At 66.5% G+C, this 18,618-nt stretch carries 12 protein-coding genes; all 12 read left to right on the top strand.

From position 1 onward, the window contains the following. The 12 genes from BDW41_RS21465 (at position 1) to BDW41_RS21410 (ending at position 17,575) form a co-directional block, all read left to right on the top strand. On the top strand, positions 1–882 hold the full coding sequence (locus BDW41_RS21465) for a protein-glutamate O-methyltransferase (RefSeq protein ID WP_083337837.1): 882 nt from the start codon (positions 1–3) through the stop codon (positions 880–882). Beyond that, a complete protein-coding gene (cheD, locus tag BDW41_RS21460) occupies positions 879–1,538 on the top strand; it encodes a chemoreceptor glutamine deamidase CheD (protein WP_199535411.1) in 660 nt (219 codons plus the stop codon). Before BDW41_RS21465 ends, cheD begins: the two co-directional genes overlap by 4 nt. A 105-nt stretch (positions 1,539–1,643) precedes the next feature. Continuing rightward, complete coding sequence (locus tag BDW41_RS21455; RefSeq protein WP_074552130.1) at positions 1,644–2,741, top strand: chemotaxis response regulator protein-glutamate methylesterase; 1,098 nt, start codon at positions 1,644–1,646, stop codon at positions 2,739–2,741. Between the two features lie 15 nt (positions 2,742–2,756). Further along, positions 2,757–3,941 carry a methyl-accepting chemotaxis protein gene (locus BDW41_RS21450; RefSeq protein ID WP_074552129.1) on the top strand — a complete coding sequence of 395 codons (1,185 nt, stop codon included), beginning with the start codon at positions 2,757–2,759 and terminating at the stop codon, positions 3,939–3,941. Between the two features lie 10 nt (positions 3,942–3,951). Continuing rightward, complete coding sequence (locus tag BDW41_RS21445) at positions 3,952–4,254, top strand: STAS domain-containing protein (RefSeq protein WP_199535410.1); 303 nt, start codon at positions 3,952–3,954, stop codon at positions 4,252–4,254. A gap of 299 nt (positions 4,255–4,553) precedes the next feature. Beyond that, positions 4,554–5,642 (top strand): glucokinase, encoded by a 1,089-nt coding sequence (locus tag BDW41_RS21440; RefSeq protein ID WP_233496988.1) that lies wholly within the window; start codon positions 4,554–4,556, stop codon positions 5,640–5,642. A gap of 53 nt (positions 5,643–5,695) precedes the next feature. Further along, positions 5,696–7,948, top strand: coding sequence for a family 20 glycosylhydrolase (locus tag BDW41_RS21435; protein WP_158537022.1), 2,253 nt, complete (start codon positions 5,696–5,698; stop codon positions 7,946–7,948). Positions 7,949–8,141: 193 nt separating this feature from the next. Then, positions 8,142–11,351, top strand: a complete 3,210-nt coding sequence (locus BDW41_RS21430) for a TonB-dependent receptor (protein WP_074552125.1) — start codon at positions 8,142–8,144, stop codon at positions 11,349–11,351. A 221-nt stretch (positions 11,352–11,572) separates the two neighbouring features. Then, positions 11,573–12,961 (top strand): APC family permease, encoded by a 1,389-nt coding sequence (locus tag BDW41_RS21425; RefSeq protein WP_074552123.1) that lies wholly within the window; start codon positions 11,573–11,575, stop codon positions 12,959–12,961. A gap of 1 nt (position 12,962) precedes the next feature. After that, entirely contained in the window at positions 12,963–15,674 is a 2,712-nt protein-coding gene (locus BDW41_RS21420; protein ID WP_074552121.1) for a sugar-binding domain-containing protein, read from the top strand. A gap of 16 nt (positions 15,675–15,690) precedes the next feature. Continuing rightward, positions 15,691–16,698 carry a LacI family DNA-binding transcriptional regulator gene (locus BDW41_RS21415; protein WP_074552120.1) on the top strand — a complete coding sequence of 336 codons (1,008 nt, stop codon included), beginning with the start codon at positions 15,691–15,693 and terminating at the stop codon, positions 16,696–16,698. Between the two features lie 40 nt (positions 16,699–16,738). Continuing rightward, positions 16,739–17,575 (top strand): sulfotransferase, encoded by an 837-nt coding sequence (locus tag BDW41_RS21410; RefSeq protein WP_074552118.1) that lies wholly within the window; start codon positions 16,739–16,741, stop codon positions 17,573–17,575. Positions 17,576–18,618 lie beyond the last annotated feature (1,043 nt).

Genomic DNA, 18,618 nt, shown 5'->3' with positions numbered 1-18,618 from the left:
ATGAGCATGGCTGCCACGGTCGACAACAACGCGGGCGTGGCCGCCATGGGCGGACCGTCGCTGGGCAATGCCGAGTTCGAGTTCCTGCGTGCCTTCGTGTACGAGCAGTGCGGCATCTCGCTGGGCGAGCACAAGCGCCAGCTGGTGCAGGGCCGCCTGCTGCGCCGACTGCGCGCGCTGAAGCTGCGCGATTTCCAGGCCTATTGCGAGCTGCTGCGGCGCGATCCGCAGCAGGAGCTGGGCGAACTGGCCAGCGCGATCAGCACCAACGTCACGGCGTTCTTCCGCGAAGTGCATCACTTCGAACTGCTCACCGACGAGCTGCTGCCGCGCTGGATCAGCGAAAAGAAGCACGGCGGCCGCCTGCGCATCTGGTCCGCCGGTTGCGCCACGGGCGAGGAGCCCTACACGCTCGCCATGGTGCTGGCCGAAGCGCTGGAAAAGCACAACGCGCAGGGCATGGACGCGAAGATCCTGGCGACGGATCTTTCGCCCCAGGCGCTGGACACCGCGCGCAAGGGCGTCTACGCGCTTGACCGCCTCGAAGGCGTGAGCGTGGAGCGTCGCCGCCGCTGGTTCCTGCGCGGTGAAGGCGAGTACGCCGATTACGTCTGCGTCAACCCGCGCCTGCGCGAGCTGGTCAGCATCCTGCCGCTGAACCTGTTGCACGACTGGCCGATGCAGGGCCCGTTCGATGCCATTTTCTGCCGCAACGTCGTCATCTATTTCGACAAGCCCACCAAGCAGCGGCTGTTCCAGCGCTACGCCGGGTTGCTGCCCGAGGGCGGCTATCTGTTCCTCGGCCATTCGGAGTCCATGTACGGACTCAACGACAGTTTTGACCTGATCGGACGGACGGTCTACCGGAAACGCAGTGCATGAACGTGGCCCTCGCCAACGCCCCCGCCGGGGCAGCGTATGACCCCGCGCGGGTCATCCCGGGATTCGAACACCTGCGCCGGTTCTGGGACCCCGCGCATGCCTGCATGACCGTGAAGGTGCTGCCGGGCGAGTACTACGTCAGCGCGCAGCCGGAAATGGTCTCCACCGTGCTCGGCTCCTGCGTGTCGGCGTGCATCTTCGACCGCGTGCGCGGCATCGGCGGCATGAATCACTTCATGCTGCCCGAGCCCATCGGCGGCGAGCGCGGCGGCTGGGCGGACACGGTGGGCCGCGCCGCGCGCTACGGCAACGACGCGATGGAGCAGCTGATCAACGCCATCCTCAAGGCCGGCGGCCAGCGCGCGAACCTGGTGGTGAAGGTGTTCGGCGGCGGGCGCGTGCTCGCCACGATGACCGACATCGGCCAGCGCAACATCGCCTTCGTGCGGCGGTACCTGGAAGCCGAACGGCTGGAAGTGGCCGCCGAGGACCTGGGCGACGTGCATCCGCGCCACGTGCAGTTTTTTCCCGCCACCGGCAAGGCGCGCGTGCGCCAGCTGCGCGGCCGCGCCGACACCGTGGTGGTGGATGGCGAGCGCCAGTACCTCAAGCGTTTGGCAAACGATCCGATAAAGGGAGAGGTGGAACTGTTCTGACGCCGCGCGCGTTTTTACGGTTTCCTCAAGGCATCAGGCGCCGGGACGGGCCGGCGACGTGGGCGGCAACGCCACGCCGCACGACGAAGGCGAGACGAATTCACGATGGAAAGAGTACGTGTCCTGGTGGTCGATGATTCCGCACTGGTGCGGAAGCTGCTGTCGACCATGCTTTCGTGCGATCCGGGCATCGAGGTGGTGGGAACCGCCGCCGATCCGCTGATCGCGCGCGACAAGATCAAGCAGCTCAATCCGGACGTGCTCACGCTGGACGTGGAAATGCCGCGCATGGACGGCATCACCTTCCTCGAGAACCTGATGCGCCTGCGGCCCATGCCGGTGGTGATGGTGTCCTCGCTCACCCAGGAAGGCGCGGAAGTCACGCTGCGCGCGCTGGAACTGGGCGCGGTCGACTTCTTCACCAAGCCCAGCAACGATCTGGCCAGCACGTTTGCCGAAGGCGCGCAGGAGATCTGCGCCAAGGTGAAGCTGGCCGCGCTCGCCAAGCCGCGCCCGCGCACCGCCGTGCGCAAGCTCGACGTGCCGCCGCGCCTTACGGCAGACGCCGTGCTGCCGCGCGCGCAGTCCGCCGGCACGCGCGGCGGCATGCCCATCATCGCCATCGGTGCGTCCACCGGCGGCACCGAGGCGATCCGCGTGGTGCTGGAGGCCATGCCGCCGGATGCGCCGCCCATCGTCATCACCCAGCATATTCCCGCCGCCTTCAGCGGCCCGTTCGCGGCGCGCATGGATACCTGCTCGGCCATGCGCGTATGCGAAGCGCGCGACGGCCAACCCATCCAGCCGGGCCATGCCTACATCGCGCCGGGCGGCGAACACCTGCTGGTGATGTGGGACGGCGCGAAATACGTGTGCCGCCTGCACAACGGCCCGCCGGTGAACCGACACAAGCCGAGCGTGGACGTGCTGTTCCGCTCCATGGCGGCCAGCGTCGGCAAGTCCGCCATCGCCGCGCTGCTCACCGGCATGGGCGACGACGGCGCGCGCGGCCTGCTGGAGCTGCAGCAGGCCGGTGCCCGCACGCTGGTGCAGGACGAAGAATCCTCGGTCGTGTGGGGCATGCCCGGCGCGGCCTGGAAGCTGGGCGCCGCCGGCGAAAAGCTCCCGCTCGACCACATTGCCGCGCGCCTGCTCGCGCTGGCGCATCAACCCGTTTCCCGCGCCGCCGTGCCGGCCACCTGATCTGCGGATTTCCCTATGGATACCTTTCTCTCCTTCATGCACAAGCGACCGGTGATCGGCCTGGCGGCCAGCGCCGTCGCGCTGGTGCTGACCATGGTGTGGCCTTCGGCATGGCTGGGGCCGATGCTGATCGTGCTGGTGACCGCCGCGTGGATCGTCGAGACGCGCCGCGTGGTGCCTGAAGCGGCGCCCGCCGTGGAAGCCTCGCTGCAGCACCACGAGCCCGTGCGCGAAGCGCTGGAAGAAGTGCGCAGCTCGCTGGTCGACGAGCTGGGCCATGCCACGCGCGAACTGCACCAGGCCATGGATCTGCTGCGCGACGCCGTGACCGAACTCGGCGGCGGCTTCGACGGCCTCTCGCGCAAGACCGGCATGCAGCAGTCGCTGCTGCGCCAGATCATCGACGGGCAGGGCGAGGGCGTGTCCGTGCAGGATTTCGCCGCGCGCACCGGCGACCTGCTGGAACACTTCGTGGACATGGTGGTGCAGATGTCGCGCGAAAGCCTGCGCATCGTCTACCGCATCGACGGCATGGCCAAGGAAATGGACGCGGTGTTCGGCCTGCTGAAGAACGTCAACACCATCGCCGAGGAAACCAACCTGCTGGCGCTCAACGCCGCCATCGAAGCGGCGCGCGCGGGCGAATCCGGTCGCGGCTTCGCCGTGGTTGCCGGTGAGATCCGCAACCTGGCCAGCCATTCCAACCAGTTCAACGAACAGATCGGCAGCCACGTCGAGCGCGCCCGCGCCGCCATGGGCGAACTGCGCGGCCTGGTGGGCACCATGGCCTCGCAGGACCTCAACGTCGCGCTGTCGGCCAAGGGCGGCATCGACGCCATGATGGCGCACGTGACCGAAAGCGACGCGCGCACCAGCCAGGTCGCCGACCAGGTGGTGGAAATCAACCGCGGCCTGGGCACCGACGTGGCCACCACCGTGCGCTCGCTGCAGTTCGAGGACATCCTCAGCCAGCTCATCAACCAGACGCGCCAGCGCCTGGTGGAACTGCAGGAAGTCACCAGCGAATGCACGCGCGACATCCAGGAACTGGCCTGCAACCCCATCGACGCCGACATGCTGGCGCAGCGCGCCGAACGCGTGCGCAGCCGCCTGGCCATCCAGCGCGAAAAGGCGCGCATCCGTTCGCGCGGCCCGGCACTGCAGAACTCGATGGATGCCGGTGAAATCGAACTGTTTTGAGGAGCCACGCATGAGCCTGACCGTTCACCACGACCCCGACCTCGACTGCGTCACCCTGCAACTGGGCGAACGCTTTGACTTCAGCGTGCACCGCGCCTTCCACGACGCCTGCCTTGGCGAACGCGCCGCACGCAGCTACGTCATCGACCTGGGCGAGGTGTCCACCATGGACAGCTCCGCCCTGGGCATGCTGCTCCTGCTGCGCGAACACGCCGGCGCCGACCGCGCCGAGATCCGCATCGTCAACGCCGGCGCCGGCCTGCGCGGCACCCTGCGCGTGGCGGGCTTCGACAAGTTGTTCGTGTTGCACTGATCTTCGACCGTCTTGCGAAGTCACCCAGGGCGTTTCGCCCGGTGGGTGAGGTGCGCTAAGGCAGCGTCTTCGTCATCGCGGTCACCTGCAAAAAGCCCCCGTTTTCGGGGGCTTTTGCTTGTTTTGACGCGCCTGCGCCGCGACCCCTTGGGTGCCGTTTTTCACGCGCGCCACTGCCCTGGTCGCCAGTGAGCCGCGCCCTCCCGACCGGTTTCCCGGTCCCGGCAATCCCTGCCCAGGCATCTTTCCCCCCTTGTTGCGCCACCGCTTGACACCGGTGTCAATGTGGTCGCAGGCTGATGACAGTTCCAATGCGGGGGAGCGCGCTGGACGTGGCGATGGATCACTCGGATCGACTGGCGGGGAGCCTGGCGGTGCCGTTTCTGGCGGCTGATATCGGCGGCACGCATGGGCGTGTGGCGTTGATGCGTGCGCTGGGCGGCGATGGCCGAGGCGTGGAAACGCTTGCGTACCGCGTGTTCGCGTGCGTGGCGTTCCCGTCGTTGTCGGCGCTGCTGCAAGCCTTTGTCGAGGCCGAGGTGGCGATGCCGGTGAAGCATTGCGTGCTCGCCTGCGCGGGGCAGGTGATGGGCGACGAGGTGGTCAACGACAACCTGCCGTGGTCCATCCATCTGAACCAGGTACAGCAGGCGCTGGGGCTGGATGAAGTCGCCGTGCTCAATGATTTCGAGGCGCTGGCCTATGCGCTGGACGGCTCGCTGGTCGAGGACGGCCGCCACCTGTGCGGTCCCGTTGCGCGGTCGAATGGCCCGACACTGGTGATCGGCCCGGGCACTGGCCTGGGCGCGGCGGTACACGTTTCCGGCCCCGCCGGTGATTTCGTGCTGGCCACCGAAGCGGGCCAGATGGATTTCGCACCGAACTCCGTGCGCGAGCGCGAGGTGCTCGCGCAGATCGCGCCGAACGGCGGCTACGTGGCGTTCGAGCACCTGGTGTCGGGTCCCGGCGTGCTCACCATCTACCGCACGCTGTGCGCCTTGCTGGGCGAAGCGGCGACGCTGTCGACACCGCAGGACGTCACCGCGGCGGCCATCGCCGGCGACGCGCTGGCGGTCGAAGCCGTGGACATGTTCTGCGCCGCGCTGGGCAGCTTTACCGGCAACCTGGCGATGGCCTTCATGGCGACTGGCGGCGTGTATCTGGCGGGCGGCTTCCTGTCGTCCATCTTCGATCAGCTCAAGGGCAGCGCCTTCGAGGAGCGCTTCCTGCACGGACGCAGCGCCCGTGCGCTGCTGGCGCAGGTGCCGGTGTGGGTGACGGAGCATGGCGCGCACGGCGTGCAGGGCGCGGCGCGGTGGTACCTGCGGCGCGGCCTCTCCGGAACTGCGGGGTCGCGGCCCGTCGCTGCAAGCGGGGTGGGCGCATGAGACGCGTGCTGCCATGGTGCGCAGTCATCGCGTGGCTGGCGACGAGTGCGGCTATGGCCGCGCCTGCGGCACCCGCGTGGTCCCTGTTGCCTCAGCCGGCCACGCTCAGCCCGGCGAGTTCGGGAGCGGTCGATATCGCCGATGGTGCCGTGGTCGGCGTGCAGGGCGCGGATCACGACAGCACGCAAGCCGTGGCGCAGCAGTTCGTGCAGCGCGTGGCCGATACCAGCGGCCTGCATCTGCGCATGGCCACCGGCGGCGAACCGGCGGCAATCACTTTCGAGGTGAAACAGGACGCCAACGTCGCGGACGATGCGGGTTACCACGTCACCGTGGACAACCACGGCATCCGCGTCACCGCACGCACGTCGCGCGGCGCGTTCTACGGCGGCGTCACCGTGTGGCAGTTGCTGACGCCGCCCGGCTGGACGCGCGGCGCGCCCGTCAAGGTGGCTCATGGCGTGATCGCCGACCATCCGCGCTTCGCGTGGCGCGCCTTGCTGCTCGATTCGGGGCGGCACTACCAGAGCGTGGCCGACATCAAGCGGCTGATCGAGTGGATGTCGCTCCACAAGCTCAACGTGCTGCTCTGGCATGTGACGGAGGATCAGGGCTGGCGGCTGGAGATTCCCAAGTATCCCGCGCTCACCAGGGTCGGCGCATGCCGGCAGGCGGTGGGGCTGGACAGCGAACTCACCGGCGGCGCCGACCGGCCTTACTGCGGCTATTACACGGAAGCGGACGTGCGCGACATCGTGCACTACGCCGCCGAGCGCTACGTGGATGTGGTGCCGGAGATCGACCTGCCGGGCCATTCGCAGGCCGCCATCGCCGCGTATCCGTGGTTGGGCGTGACCGGCAAGCGGCCCGCCGTGTGGACCGACTGGGGCGTCAGCCCGTGGCTGCTCAATCCCAACGAAAAGACCTTGCAGTTCGTCGACGACGTGCTCGACGAAGTGATGCGCCTGTTCCCCTCGCGCTACATCTCCATCGGCGGCGACGAGGCCGACAAGCAGCAGTGGAATGCTTCGCCGGAGGTGCAGGCGCAGATGCGCAAGCTGGGCCTGGCGAACATGGATCAGCTGCAGAGCTGGTTCACCAACCGGGTGGCCGCGCACCTTATCGAGCACGGACGCCGGCCGGTGGGCTGGGACGATGAGCTGGATGCCGGCGCGACGCTGCCGACATCCGAGGTGGTGATGTCCTGGCACGGCGACCACGACGAGCGTGTCGCGCTCGCGGCGCTCAGGCAGGGCCACGACGTGGTGATGACGCCGCAGGAGTCGCTGTATTTCGACCACTACCAGTCCGACCTGCCCGACGAATGGGCCGGCCCTTCGCCCGTGGCGACGCTGCGCGAAGCCTATGACACGGTGGTGATTCCGCACGGCGCGAGTGCGGCGGAAGCGCAGCGCGTCATCGGCGTGCAGAGCGGCCTGTGGACCGAACAGATGCGCACATTCGCGCACGATCAGCACGCGGTGTTCCCGCGCCTTGCCGCGTTGTCGGAGCTTGGCTGGTCGCCCGAACGCGCACGCGACTGGAACGGTTTCGCGCAGCGTCTGCCGGCGGAGCTGGCGCGTTATCGTGCGCTCGGCATCGACTATGCGGACAGCGCCTTCGCACCAGCCTTCACCATCACCGCCGCGGACAACGGCGCCTTCCGCGTCGAGCTGTCGAACCAGGCTGCCGTCGGCACGATGCGTTACACGACGGACGGCTCAGCGCCGACCCCGCAGTCATCACCGTATGCCCGGCCGCTCACGCTGCCCGGCAAGACCGCCCTGCGCGTCGCCACCTTTGCGCAGGACGGCTTTGAACTCGCCGCGCCGCGCACGCAGGTGCTGGATGAAACCAGCCTGCTCGGCCGCGATGGTAGCGCGCTGGGCACCTGCTCGAAACAGCCACCTTCGCGACTCGATGGCGCCAAGCCGATGGACGCGGCAAGGCCGGTGTATGCCGTCGACATCGGCAACGCGTGCTGGCTGTGGCCGCAGGCGTCATTGCACGGCGCCAGGCACGTCGCCATCACCGTGGAGCGCCTGGCGTGGCGCTTCGGTGACGAGGCCAGGGATGCCGTGGTGCGCGGCGCAAGCAATCAGTTCGAGATCCATGCCGACTCCTGCAAGGGGCCGTTGCTTGCCAGCCTGCCGCTGGCGAGTGCGGTGCAGGCGAAGGGGCAGGTGCAGCTTGAAGCAGCGCTTGCGGTGCCGGTGGGGACCGGCGCGCGCAACCTGTGCGTTTTCGCTACCGGCGACCCGCGCGATGGGCAGTGGGCGTTGGCGCGGATCGCGTTTTCGAAATAGGCGGTACGCGCGGTCTGGGGCCGCGCGGCGGTAATGAGGGAGTGTCCTTGGCACGTGTGGCCAAGGCGGGGACGACCAGAGATGGCATCACGACGGCGTGCGGTGTCGCAGGCAGCGCCGGGCGGTACGCGTTTTTCCGGAAATCCACGGAGCACTTGGGGTTAGGCAGGCAACACGAACGAGGGTAAAGCCGATGTCCACCGTACTTCGCAAGCATCCATTGTCATTCGCTGTCACCATGTCGCTGTTTGCCGCCGTGTCGACGTCGGCATCCGCATCCACCTTCATGGATGTCCAGGCCGACGGCCAGGCCAGCCAGGCGGGCACGGCGCAGACCGCGCCGCAAACCACGCCGGCACCGAATGCCAAGAAGACCGATGCCAAGGCCGGCGTCACCGACGCGGAGAAGAACGCCGCCACGCTGCAGGCCGTGAACGTGTCCGGCGTGCGCGCCTCGCAGATGCGCGCCATTGACCTCAAGCGCGATGCCGCGAACATCCAGGACAGCATCACGGCGGAAAACATCGGCGCGCTGCCCGACACCACCATCACCGACTCGCTGCAGCGCGTGACCGGCGTGCAGATCAACCGCGATGCGGGCGTGGGCACCTCGGTGGACGTGCGCGGCCTGCCGCAGGTCGGCACCATGCTGAACGGCGAAGTGTTCATCACGGCCGACCAGATCGATTCGCAGCAACCCGACTTCACCATGCTGCCGTCCACGCTGTTCCACGGCGTGGACGTGGTGAAATCCTCTACCGCCAACGAAACCGACGGCGGCATCAGCGGCGCCATCGACCTGCACACCTATCGCCCCTGGGACCTGCCCAGCGGCTTCACTTACAGCTACTCCGCCAACGGCGAGCGCGGCACCACCACCAAGCATTGGGGGCCGGAGGGCAACGGCCTCATCTCGTACAACGACAACGGCCACTGGGGTTTGCTGGTCTCGGCGGATTTCTCCAACACGCGGCGCTTCAATTCCACCGAAGGCCTGGACCAGTACGGCGTGGTGCTCAACGGCGAGAACGCCGCCAGCGCGGGCGGCTACAACGGTTTCCTGACGCCGTGGAACGGCGCGCCCATTCCCTCGAAGATCGTGCAGAACGCCGACGGCAGCGTGGACGTCAATGGCGACGGCAAGTCCAACGGCGTGTTCATGGGCAGCCAGGACATCGGCCTCAACGACATCATCACGCAGCGCAAGCGCAAATCCGGCAATGCCTCGTTCCAGATGGACCTGGGCAGCGGCTTCAGCGTGACCAGCGACTACTTCTACTCGCAGCAGCGCGAGTACGACCGCAACTACGGCATCCAGTTCAACTCCACCAACTGGCAGGGCGCGACTTACGTGCCGCTGCAGTCGCGCAATACCGGCGCACCGGCGCTGGGCTCCTACGGCACGCCGGAGCCGGGCTGGGAGGGCTCGCAGTTCTACACCACGCAGGTGTACGAGAAGTGGCCGGGCGACGTGGAGTCGTATTCGCAGATCATCCAGAAGAGTTCGGTGGCGAAGAACTTCAACCTGCAGCTGGACTACGACAACGGCGGCCCGTTCACCGCCAGCGTGCGCGGCATCCACGACACCGCATCGCAGTCCAACCAGGAAACCGACGTAAACATTTCCGATTCCGACGGCGCGCTGTGGCCCAACGTGCTGATGGACGGCGTCGATCCGAACTCGGTGCCGCCGGGCACCATGGTTTATCCCGCGGAGCTGGGCGGCAATCGCGTGTTCAACGCCAATGGCATTCCGCAGAACACGGTGCCGATCGTGGCGAACTTCGGCGGCCGCTACCTCACGGTGAGCATGCCGCAGTCGCTGGCTTCGGATTTCGCCAACCCCAACGGCTGGACCATGAAGACGCTGGAATCTTCCGGCGACTACAACCGCAAGGTGGCGCTGAATGCCTTGCGCTTCGACGGCAAATACGACTTCCAGGACGGCTTCAAGCTGGAGTTCGGCCTGCGCAACAGCATCCGCGACGCCAGCAACGAGGGCTGGACGCTGGAAACGCCGGTGTACGCAGGCATGGGCGCCAGCGATCCGAACGGATGCCTGGTGCGCTACGTCGGCGCCGACGTGGTGCTGGACAGCGGCTCTTGCACCGCGGGCAACGCGACCGGCTACTACCGCGCGGGACCCTTGTCCGCCATCCAGATGCCCAACACCGCCGCGCCGCTGGCGAGCAACTTCAAGCAGTACAACAACCTGCTGGGATCGGGCATCAACTTCTGGGCGATCGACCCCAACGCGATGGTCAATCCCATCTCGTTCTGGAAGTCGCTGTACCCCGACACCATTCAGGTGGCTGAGCCGGGTACGACCTGGGCGGTGCGGCTGAAGGAGTTGTCGGGCTACCTGCAGGGCGATTTCGACGGCACGATGTGGGGCATGCCGTATGCCGGCAATATCGGCGTGCGCATGATCCACACCAATCTCGACGTTACGCAGCACTTGAGTGGCGCGCCCGGTTCCTACGGCGACGAGCCGGTCGATGCCGGTACGGCGCAGACCAAGCGCAGCTATCAGGACGTGCTGCCCTCGGCCAACTTCTCGCTGGATATCACCGAAAGCCTGAAGCTGCGACTGGCGTACTCCAAGAACATGATGCCGCTGGACCTGAGCACCTGGGGTGGCGGCCTGCAGCTGAACTATTCGCTGGCGGAAACGCCGCAGGGGCCGATCTTCCGCGTCTCCAACGGCACCTCGACCGGCAACCCGAACCTCAACCCGTGGCGCTCCACCAACTACGGCGCGTCGCTGGAGTACTACATCAACCCCACCAGCATGCTCAGCCTTGCGCTGTTCCGCATCAACGTGGACAGCTTCATCAAGAACGGCAGCGTGACCAACTGCACGCTGCCCGACGAGGACGGCGTGGTGCGCGACCACTGCATCGTGATCACCCAGCCCGTGCAGGGCACCGGCAACAGCATCCACGGCGCGGAGTTCGACTACCGCCAGGGCTTTACCTTCCTGCCGGGCTTCCTGTCGAAGACGGGCATGGAAATCAACGGCACGTATGCGCCGAGCAATTCCGGCGAATCGGATCTGGCGGGCCACAAGATCCCGTTCCAGGACAACTCCACCGAGTCCGGCAACTTCATCCTGTGGTACCAGGACGACCACTTCCAGGCGCGCCTCGCGTACAACTACCGCTCGAAGCGCGCGGTGATGGACAGCGTGGGCGGCATCACCGGCATGGAGATGTACGAGGCGCCGCAGAAGTACCTCGACGCGTCCATCTCGTACAAGTTCAACAAGTACGCCGAAGTGTTCCTCAACGGCACCAACCTCACCAACGAGTACCAGAAGTACTATCTGGTGTGGCCCGACCAGCCGGCGCACTCGACGTTCTCCGAGCGTATGTTCATGTTTGGCGTGCGTGGGCAGTGGTGAGTCGTCGAACCGGACGCTTCAACGTGCAGGAATGTTCGAAGCCCCTCACCGTCATCCCCGCGAACCCCGAAAAGGGGGCAAGAGCGGGGATCCAGCGTCGTTGATTTTGCCGCTGAAGGCGCTGGATTCCCGCTTTCGCGGGAATGACGGTAAGGGATAGGTTGGGCACTGTTTCAAATCTAGCCTCACTCATAACGCTGCCACCCGGACGATAGCCACGCATGCCCGACTCCAGCCCACCCCCGCCCGTCCACGACAATGCCTTCCACCGCTCCATCGGCCTGTTCTCGGGCACCGCGATCAACATGACGCAGATGTGCGGCATCGGGCCGTTCATCACCATTCCCATCATGGTCGCGGCGATGGGCGGCCCGCAGGCGGTGATCGGCTGGATCGCCGGCGCCATCCTGGCGATGGCCGATGGCCTGGTGTGGGCGGAGCTCGGCGCGGCCATGCCGGGTTCCGGCGGCACCTACGTCTACCTGCGCGAAGCGTTCCAGTACCGCACCGGCAAGCTGATGCCGTTCCTGTTCATCTGGACCATGCTGCTGGCGATTCCCTTGCTGATGTCCACGGGCATCATCGGCATGGTGGAGTACCTGGAGTTCTTCTTCCCCAGTCTGGGTTGGTGGCCGGTGCATCTGGTCGGCCTGGCGGCGACGGCGGTGGTGACGTGGATGCTGTATCGGCGCATCGAATCGGTGCGCGCCATCACCATCGGGCTGTGGATCATCATGCTGGTCTCCGTCATCGGCGTGGCGGCGGCGGGTTTCTCGCATTTCAACGCGGGCTATGCCTTCGCCTATCCGGCCGACACCTTTGGCGGCAAGTTCTTCACGGGCCTGGGCGCGGGGCTGATCATCGGCATATACGACTACCTGGGCTACAACACCACGGCCTACATCGGCGACGAACTGCGCAACCCCGGCCGCACCATGCCCGGCTCCATCATCATCTCGGTGATCGCGATGATGGTGGTCTACCTGCTGCTCAACATCAGCGTGCTCGGCGTGGCGCCCTGGCAGGAGATCGCGACATCCAAGTCGGTGGCATCGCTGGTGGTGGAGCGCAGCTGGGGGCATCTCGCCGCCGCGGTGATGACGGTGCTTATCATCGTGACGGCTTTCGCCTCGGTGTTCACCGGCCTGCTCGGCGGTTCGCGCGTGCCGTTCCAGGCGGCGCAGGACAAGGTGTTCCTCTCCGTGTTCGCGCGGTTGCACGCAAAGCATGGCTTTCCGCACGTGGCGCTGCTCACCATGGGCATGGTCACGGCCATCGGCACGTTCTTCGACCTCACCGAAGTCATCAACATGCTGCTGGCGGCGACCATCATCGTGCAGTCCATCGCGCAGATCGCCGCGCTGATCGTGCTGCGCAGGCGCCAGCCAACGCTCAAGCGCCCGTACCGGCAATGGCTTTATCCGGTGCCGTGCGTGATCGCGCTGGTGGGTTGGGTCTACGTCTACGTGTCGGCCTCCACGCTGTCGCTGATCCTGTCGGGCCTGTGGATCGCCGCCGGCCTGGTGGTGTTCGCGATCTGGGCCAGGGTCAACCGGTCCTGGCCGTTTGCGCCCGTCGAAGTGCACGAAACCTATCTGGGGAACGAGTGACATGCCTATGCCAGCGAAACACGCGCTAGGGATGATGGCCGCGATGGCGCTGCTCGTCGCGCCATCCGCACTTGCCCAGACGCCTTACGCACCGACCAGGGTGAGTGCGGACGCGGGCACCATCACCGCCATCGATCACTGGCAGATGCAGGACAGCGCGAAGGCGCAGCAAGGTGGTGAGGAGATCTCCGCGAAGGGCTATGCCACCAAAGGTTGGTATCCCGTAAGCGGTCGCGCCACCGTCATGGCTGGCCTGCTGGAGAACCGCGCGTTCAAGAACAACGACGTGTTCTACAGCGACAACCTGCGCGCGGTGCAGGTGCCCGAAGCCAGCGGCAACCTGTTCGTGACGCCGTGGTGGTATCGCGCCGAATTCACGGTGGCAAAGGACGGGGCAGGGCGGCACACGCTGCTGCACACCAACGGCATCATCACCAGCGCCGACGTGTGGGTGAACGGGCATCAGGTGGCCGACCATGCCGAGCTTGCCGGCGCCTATCCCGTGCACGAGATCGACGTGACGCGCTGGGTGCACGCGGGCGCCAATGTGCTCGCGCTGCGCGTGCATCCGGGCGACCCGCGCCAGAGCCTGTCGATTGGCTGGGTGGACTGGAACCCCACGCCGCCGGACAACAACATGGGCCCGTGGCGCGGCGTGGATATCGCGCAGACCGGCCCGGTGGCGCTGAGCCATCCCGTCGTGCTGTCGTCGCTGTCGCTGCCCGACCTGGCGCATGCCGCGCTCACCGTGAAAGTGACCGCGAAGAACCTCGACAGCGTCGCGCATGACGCCACCATCACCGGTACGGCCGCCGGCGTGCGATTGCAGCAGACCGTGCACCTTGCGCCCGGACAAACGCAGGTCGTGTCGTTCTCGCCCGGGAGCACGCCCGGCCTCGCGCTGGATCATCCGAAGATCTGGTGGCCGGTGAGCATGGGTGAGCATCCGCTGTATCAGCTGGACATGACCGCCGCCGTCGACGGCGCCACCTCCGATCGCGCGTCGACGGCGTTTGGCATACGCAGCGTCACTTCTAGCCTCACCAAACAGGGCTATCGTCAGTTCTTCGTCAACGGCAAGCCGCTGCTGATACGCGGCGGCGGCTGGGCGCCCGACATGTTCCTGCGCGACGACCCCGCGCGCATGGAGGCCGAGTTCCGCTACGCTATCAACCTCGGCCTCAACACCATTCGCAGCGAAGGCAAGCTGGAAAACCAGCGCTTCTACGAGCTGGCCGACCGCAACGGCATCATGATCCTGGCGGGCTGGGAGTGCTGCGATAAATGGGAATCCGCCGCCAAGACCGGCGGTGCACCATGGACCGATGCCGACCTGAAGAGCGCGCAGGATTCCATGGCCAGCGAAGCGCGCCTGCTGCGCAACCATCCCTCGGTGATCGGTTTCTATATCGGCAGCGACAACGCGCCGCCGCCGCCCATTGCAAAGATGTACATCGACACGCTGCGTGCCGAGGACTGGTCCTTGCCCGTCATCTCGGCGGCGGCCGACCAGGGCACGGCGGAAACCGGCCCCTCCGGCATGAAGATGGCGGGCCCCTACGACTGGATTCCGCCTTCCTACTGGTACGCCGACAAGCTGGGCGGCGCGTTCGGCTTCGATTCCGAAGTGAGCGCCGGCGCCGACATCCCTCGCCTGGAGGACATCGAGCGCATGCTCTCGCCGCAGGAGCAGGAGGCGCTCTGGAAGTACCCGAATGCGCGGCAGTACCACGCCTCGGCGGCCTGGTCGGAGTTCGCCGTGCTCACGCCCTTCGACAAGGCGCTGGCCGCACGCTACGGTGAACCCAGCAGCCTGGCCGACTATGTCGCCAAGGCGCAGTTGGACAATTACGACAACGTGCGCGCGCAGTTCGAGGCGTTCAACGCGCGCATGGATGCCGCCAAGCCCGCGACCGGTGTGATCTACTGGATGCTCAACAACGCATGGCCGTCGCTGCACTGGCACCTGTACGACTACTTCATGAATCCCGCCGGCGCGTATTTCGGCGCCAAGAAGGGCAATGAGCCCTTGCATATCCAGTACGCGTACGACACGCGCGACATCGTGCTGGTGAACCACACGCTGCAAGATCTGCACGGCTTGCAGGCGCACGTGCGGGTGCGCAACCTGGATGGCAGCGTGCGTTACGAAAAGCAGCTGCAAGGCATCGACCTGCCGGGAAACCACGCGCAGCCGGTGACTACGCTTCCTGCGGTCGCAGGCTTGTCGTCCACCTACTTCGTGGAACTCGACCTCGCCTCCGCCGATGGCAAGCCGGTGAGCCGCAACGTGTACTGGCTGTCCACGCGGGCGGACGTGCTCGACTGGGCCAAGTCGAACTGGTATCTCACGCCGTTGACGCAGTATGCGGACTTCACCGCACTGAAGTCGCTGCCTGCCGCGACCAGCGCGGTGCATGCCGCCACAACGCGCGAAGGCGGCGACGACGTCACCGCGGTCACGCTGTCGGTGCCCGCATCGTCCAGGGCCGTGGCCTTGTTCCAGCACGTATCGATCCGCCGTGGCGCGCGCGGCGATCTTGCGCTGCCGGTAGTGTGGAATGACAATGACGTCACGCTTTGGCCCGGCGAGTCCATCACCCTGACCGCGCGCTACGCCGCGCAGGGAACGGCCGAACCCGTGGTCGAAGTGAGTGGGTGGAACGTTCCCGTGCAGAGCGTTTCAGCGTCCGCCACGGGAACCCATCATTGAAGACGCCAAGGCTTTCATGTCGCGCGTGACCATCAACGATGTCGCCCGTGCCTCGGACACCTCGAAAAAGACCGTGTCGCGCGTGCTCAACAATGAGCCGAACGTGCGCGATTCGGTACGCCAGCGCGTGCTGGCGGCCGTGGCGGAGCTCAACTACCGGCCGCTGACCTCGGCGCGCAGCCTGGCGACCAATCGCTCCTTCATGATCGGCCTGCTCTACGACAACCTGTCGCCGAGCTACATCATGGAGGTGCAGGCCGGCGTGCTGGAAGCCTGCGAGGCGCAGCAGTACAGCATGATGGTGCAGCCGTTGGTGTCCACGGCGCCGGACTTCGTCGAGCGCGTCGAGGGCATTCTCTCGCGCCACCAGCCGGACGGGCTGATCCTCACGCCGCCGATCACCGATCATCCCAAGCTGCTGAAATATCTTCGCGACAACGAATTGCCATTCGCTTCCATCGCGCCGCGCCAGCCCAAGGGCTGCATCGGCGTGATGCTGCAGGAGCGCGAGGCCGCCGCCGCGATGGTGGAGCATCTTGCATCGCTGGGCCATCGCCGCATTGCGCACATCATCGGCGACCCCAAGCATGGCGCGGGCATCTGGCGACTTGCCGGCTATCGCGATGGCCTGAAGCGCGCGGGCCTGAAGGAAGACCCCGCGTACATGGTGCAGGGCCAGTTCTCCTTCGAATCCGGCGTGGCGGCCGCGCGCCGCCTGCTTGCGCTCAAGCGTCGGCCCACTGCCATTTTCGCGGCCGACGACGACATGGCCGTCGGCGCCATCTGGGCCGCTGCCGAAGCGGGTGTGTCGGTGCCCCGCGAGATATCCATCTGCGGCTTCGACGACACCACCATCGCCACGCAGGTGTGGCCGCTGCTCACCACCGTGCACCAGCCCGTGCGCGAGATGGGCAAGCGCGCCACCGAGGAACTGTTGCTGCGCATACTGGGCAAGGGCGAGGCCCGCATGGTCGAGGTAGGCTACGAGATGCGCATGCGCGCATCGACCGCGCCCGCGCCCTGAACCCGCCGCCATCACGTCAACGATCGAGAGGAACCGGCCCATGCCCGACGCCAGCCACACGCCACGGAAGTTCCACTTCATCTCCGGGCTGCCGCGCTCCGGCACCACGCTGCTGGCCGCCATCCTCAACCAGAACCCGCGCTTTCGCGCCGGCATGACCAGCCCGCTCGCCGACATCATGGGCGTGGTGATGGCCGAAGCCAGCAGCAAGAACGATTTCTCCTTCGATGTCTCCGACGAGCAGCGCGTGGCGCTGTTGCGCGGGCTGGTGGAAAACTTCTACTCCGTGCAGAACGACGCGGAGGTGGTGTTCGACACCAGCCGCCTGTGGTGCAGCCGCATGCAGCTGCTCAACACGCTGTTTCCCGGCGTAAAGGTCATCGCCTGCGTGCGCCAGCTCGCCTGGGTGCTGGACAGCATGGAGCGGCTGGTGCGCCGCCAGCCGGTGAGCGTGAGCAAGGTGTTCCGCTTCGACACCAACACCACCGTGTACTCGCGCATCGAGGCATTGACCGATCCGCGCGGCATGGTCGGCTTCGCCTACCAGGCCACCAAGGACGCGTTCTATGGCGAGCTCGCGCAGAAGCACCTGCTGCTGCTGACCTACGAGCGCCTGGTGGCCGACCCGGCCGCCGCCGTGCGCGCCGTGTACCAGTTCCTCGACGAACCCTGGTTCGAGCACGACTTCGACCACATCGAATACAACGCCGACGAATTCGACGCCCGCGTCGGCATGCCTGGCCTGCACGCCGTGCGACCCAAGGTGGAAGCCGTCGAACGCCAGCCCGTGCTGCCGCGCGAAATCTTCGGCCGCTTCGCCAACGAAGCGTTCTGGGCCGACCCCAAGAACAACATCAACCACGTACCCATCGTCTAACCGACAGGACGTAGCACACGTAGCCCGGATGAAGCGAAGCGAGAATCCGGGAACCGTGCCGCGAAAACACCCGCACCGCACCCCGGATTCCGCCCACGGCTCCATCCGGGCTACTGCAAGCCCACGTAGCCCGGATGAAGCGAAGCGAGAATCCGGGAACCGCGCCATGAATACATCCCGCACCGCACCCCGGATTCCGCCTACGGCTCCATCCGGGCTACTGCAAGCCCACGTAGCCCGGATGGAGCGAAGCGAGAATCCGGGAACCGCGCCGTGAATACATCCCGCACCGCACCCCGGATTCCGCCTACGGCTCCATCCGGGCTACTGCAAGCCCACGTAGCCCGGATGAAGCGAAGCGAGAATCCGGGAGCCGCGCCGTGAATACATCCCGCACCGCACCCCGGATTCCGCCTACGGCTCCATCCGGGCTACTGCAAGCCCACGTAGCCCGGATGAAGCGAAGCGGGAATCCGGGACCCGTGCCGTGAAACCACCCGCACCGCATCCCGGATTCCGCCTGCGGCTCCATCCGGGCTACTGCAAGCCCACGTAGCCGGATGAAGCGAAGCGAGAATCCGGGACCCGTGCCACGAACCACCCCGCACCGCGCCCCGGATAAGGCCATGCCAGTGCCCCCACGCCCAGCCTGCGCCGAGTAAGCGCCCCCCACCAAAACCCTACAAACCCCCAAGTAAAACCCCCGATGCGCTCGCCCCCGGCTCTGCACTATGGTGTGAGCTACCGCTCGCGGGCGTCTTCGGACGGGGTTGCGGGCGGCGCGGCAGCAATGTCGTGAGTCGCGGGCCGCCGGTGTACCACCACCGACGACCCGCTAACCATCACCAACTGACTAAGAGTTGATCATGGCTACCAACGATCATAAGGCACGCTCGTGCCCTTTCGTTTCACCCGGGCAACGCCCCCGCGTTTTGCCCACCGCCGGGTCACCGGCCACCTGCCTGAGTGCCGCATCGCTGCGGCTTTCCACGTTGGACGACGTGGCGCTCGCGCTTTATGCGCTGGCGCAGCTATGCCAGGAG

The sequence above is a fragment of the Dyella sp. AtDHG13 genome (assembly GCF_003201105.1).
Lineage (GTDB): Bacteria > Pseudomonadota > Gammaproteobacteria > Xanthomonadales > Rhodanobacteraceae > Dyella > Dyella jiangningensis_B.
The sequence above is the reverse complement of the archived record's forward strand: the minus strand, read 5'-3'. Positions and strand labels throughout refer to the sequence as shown.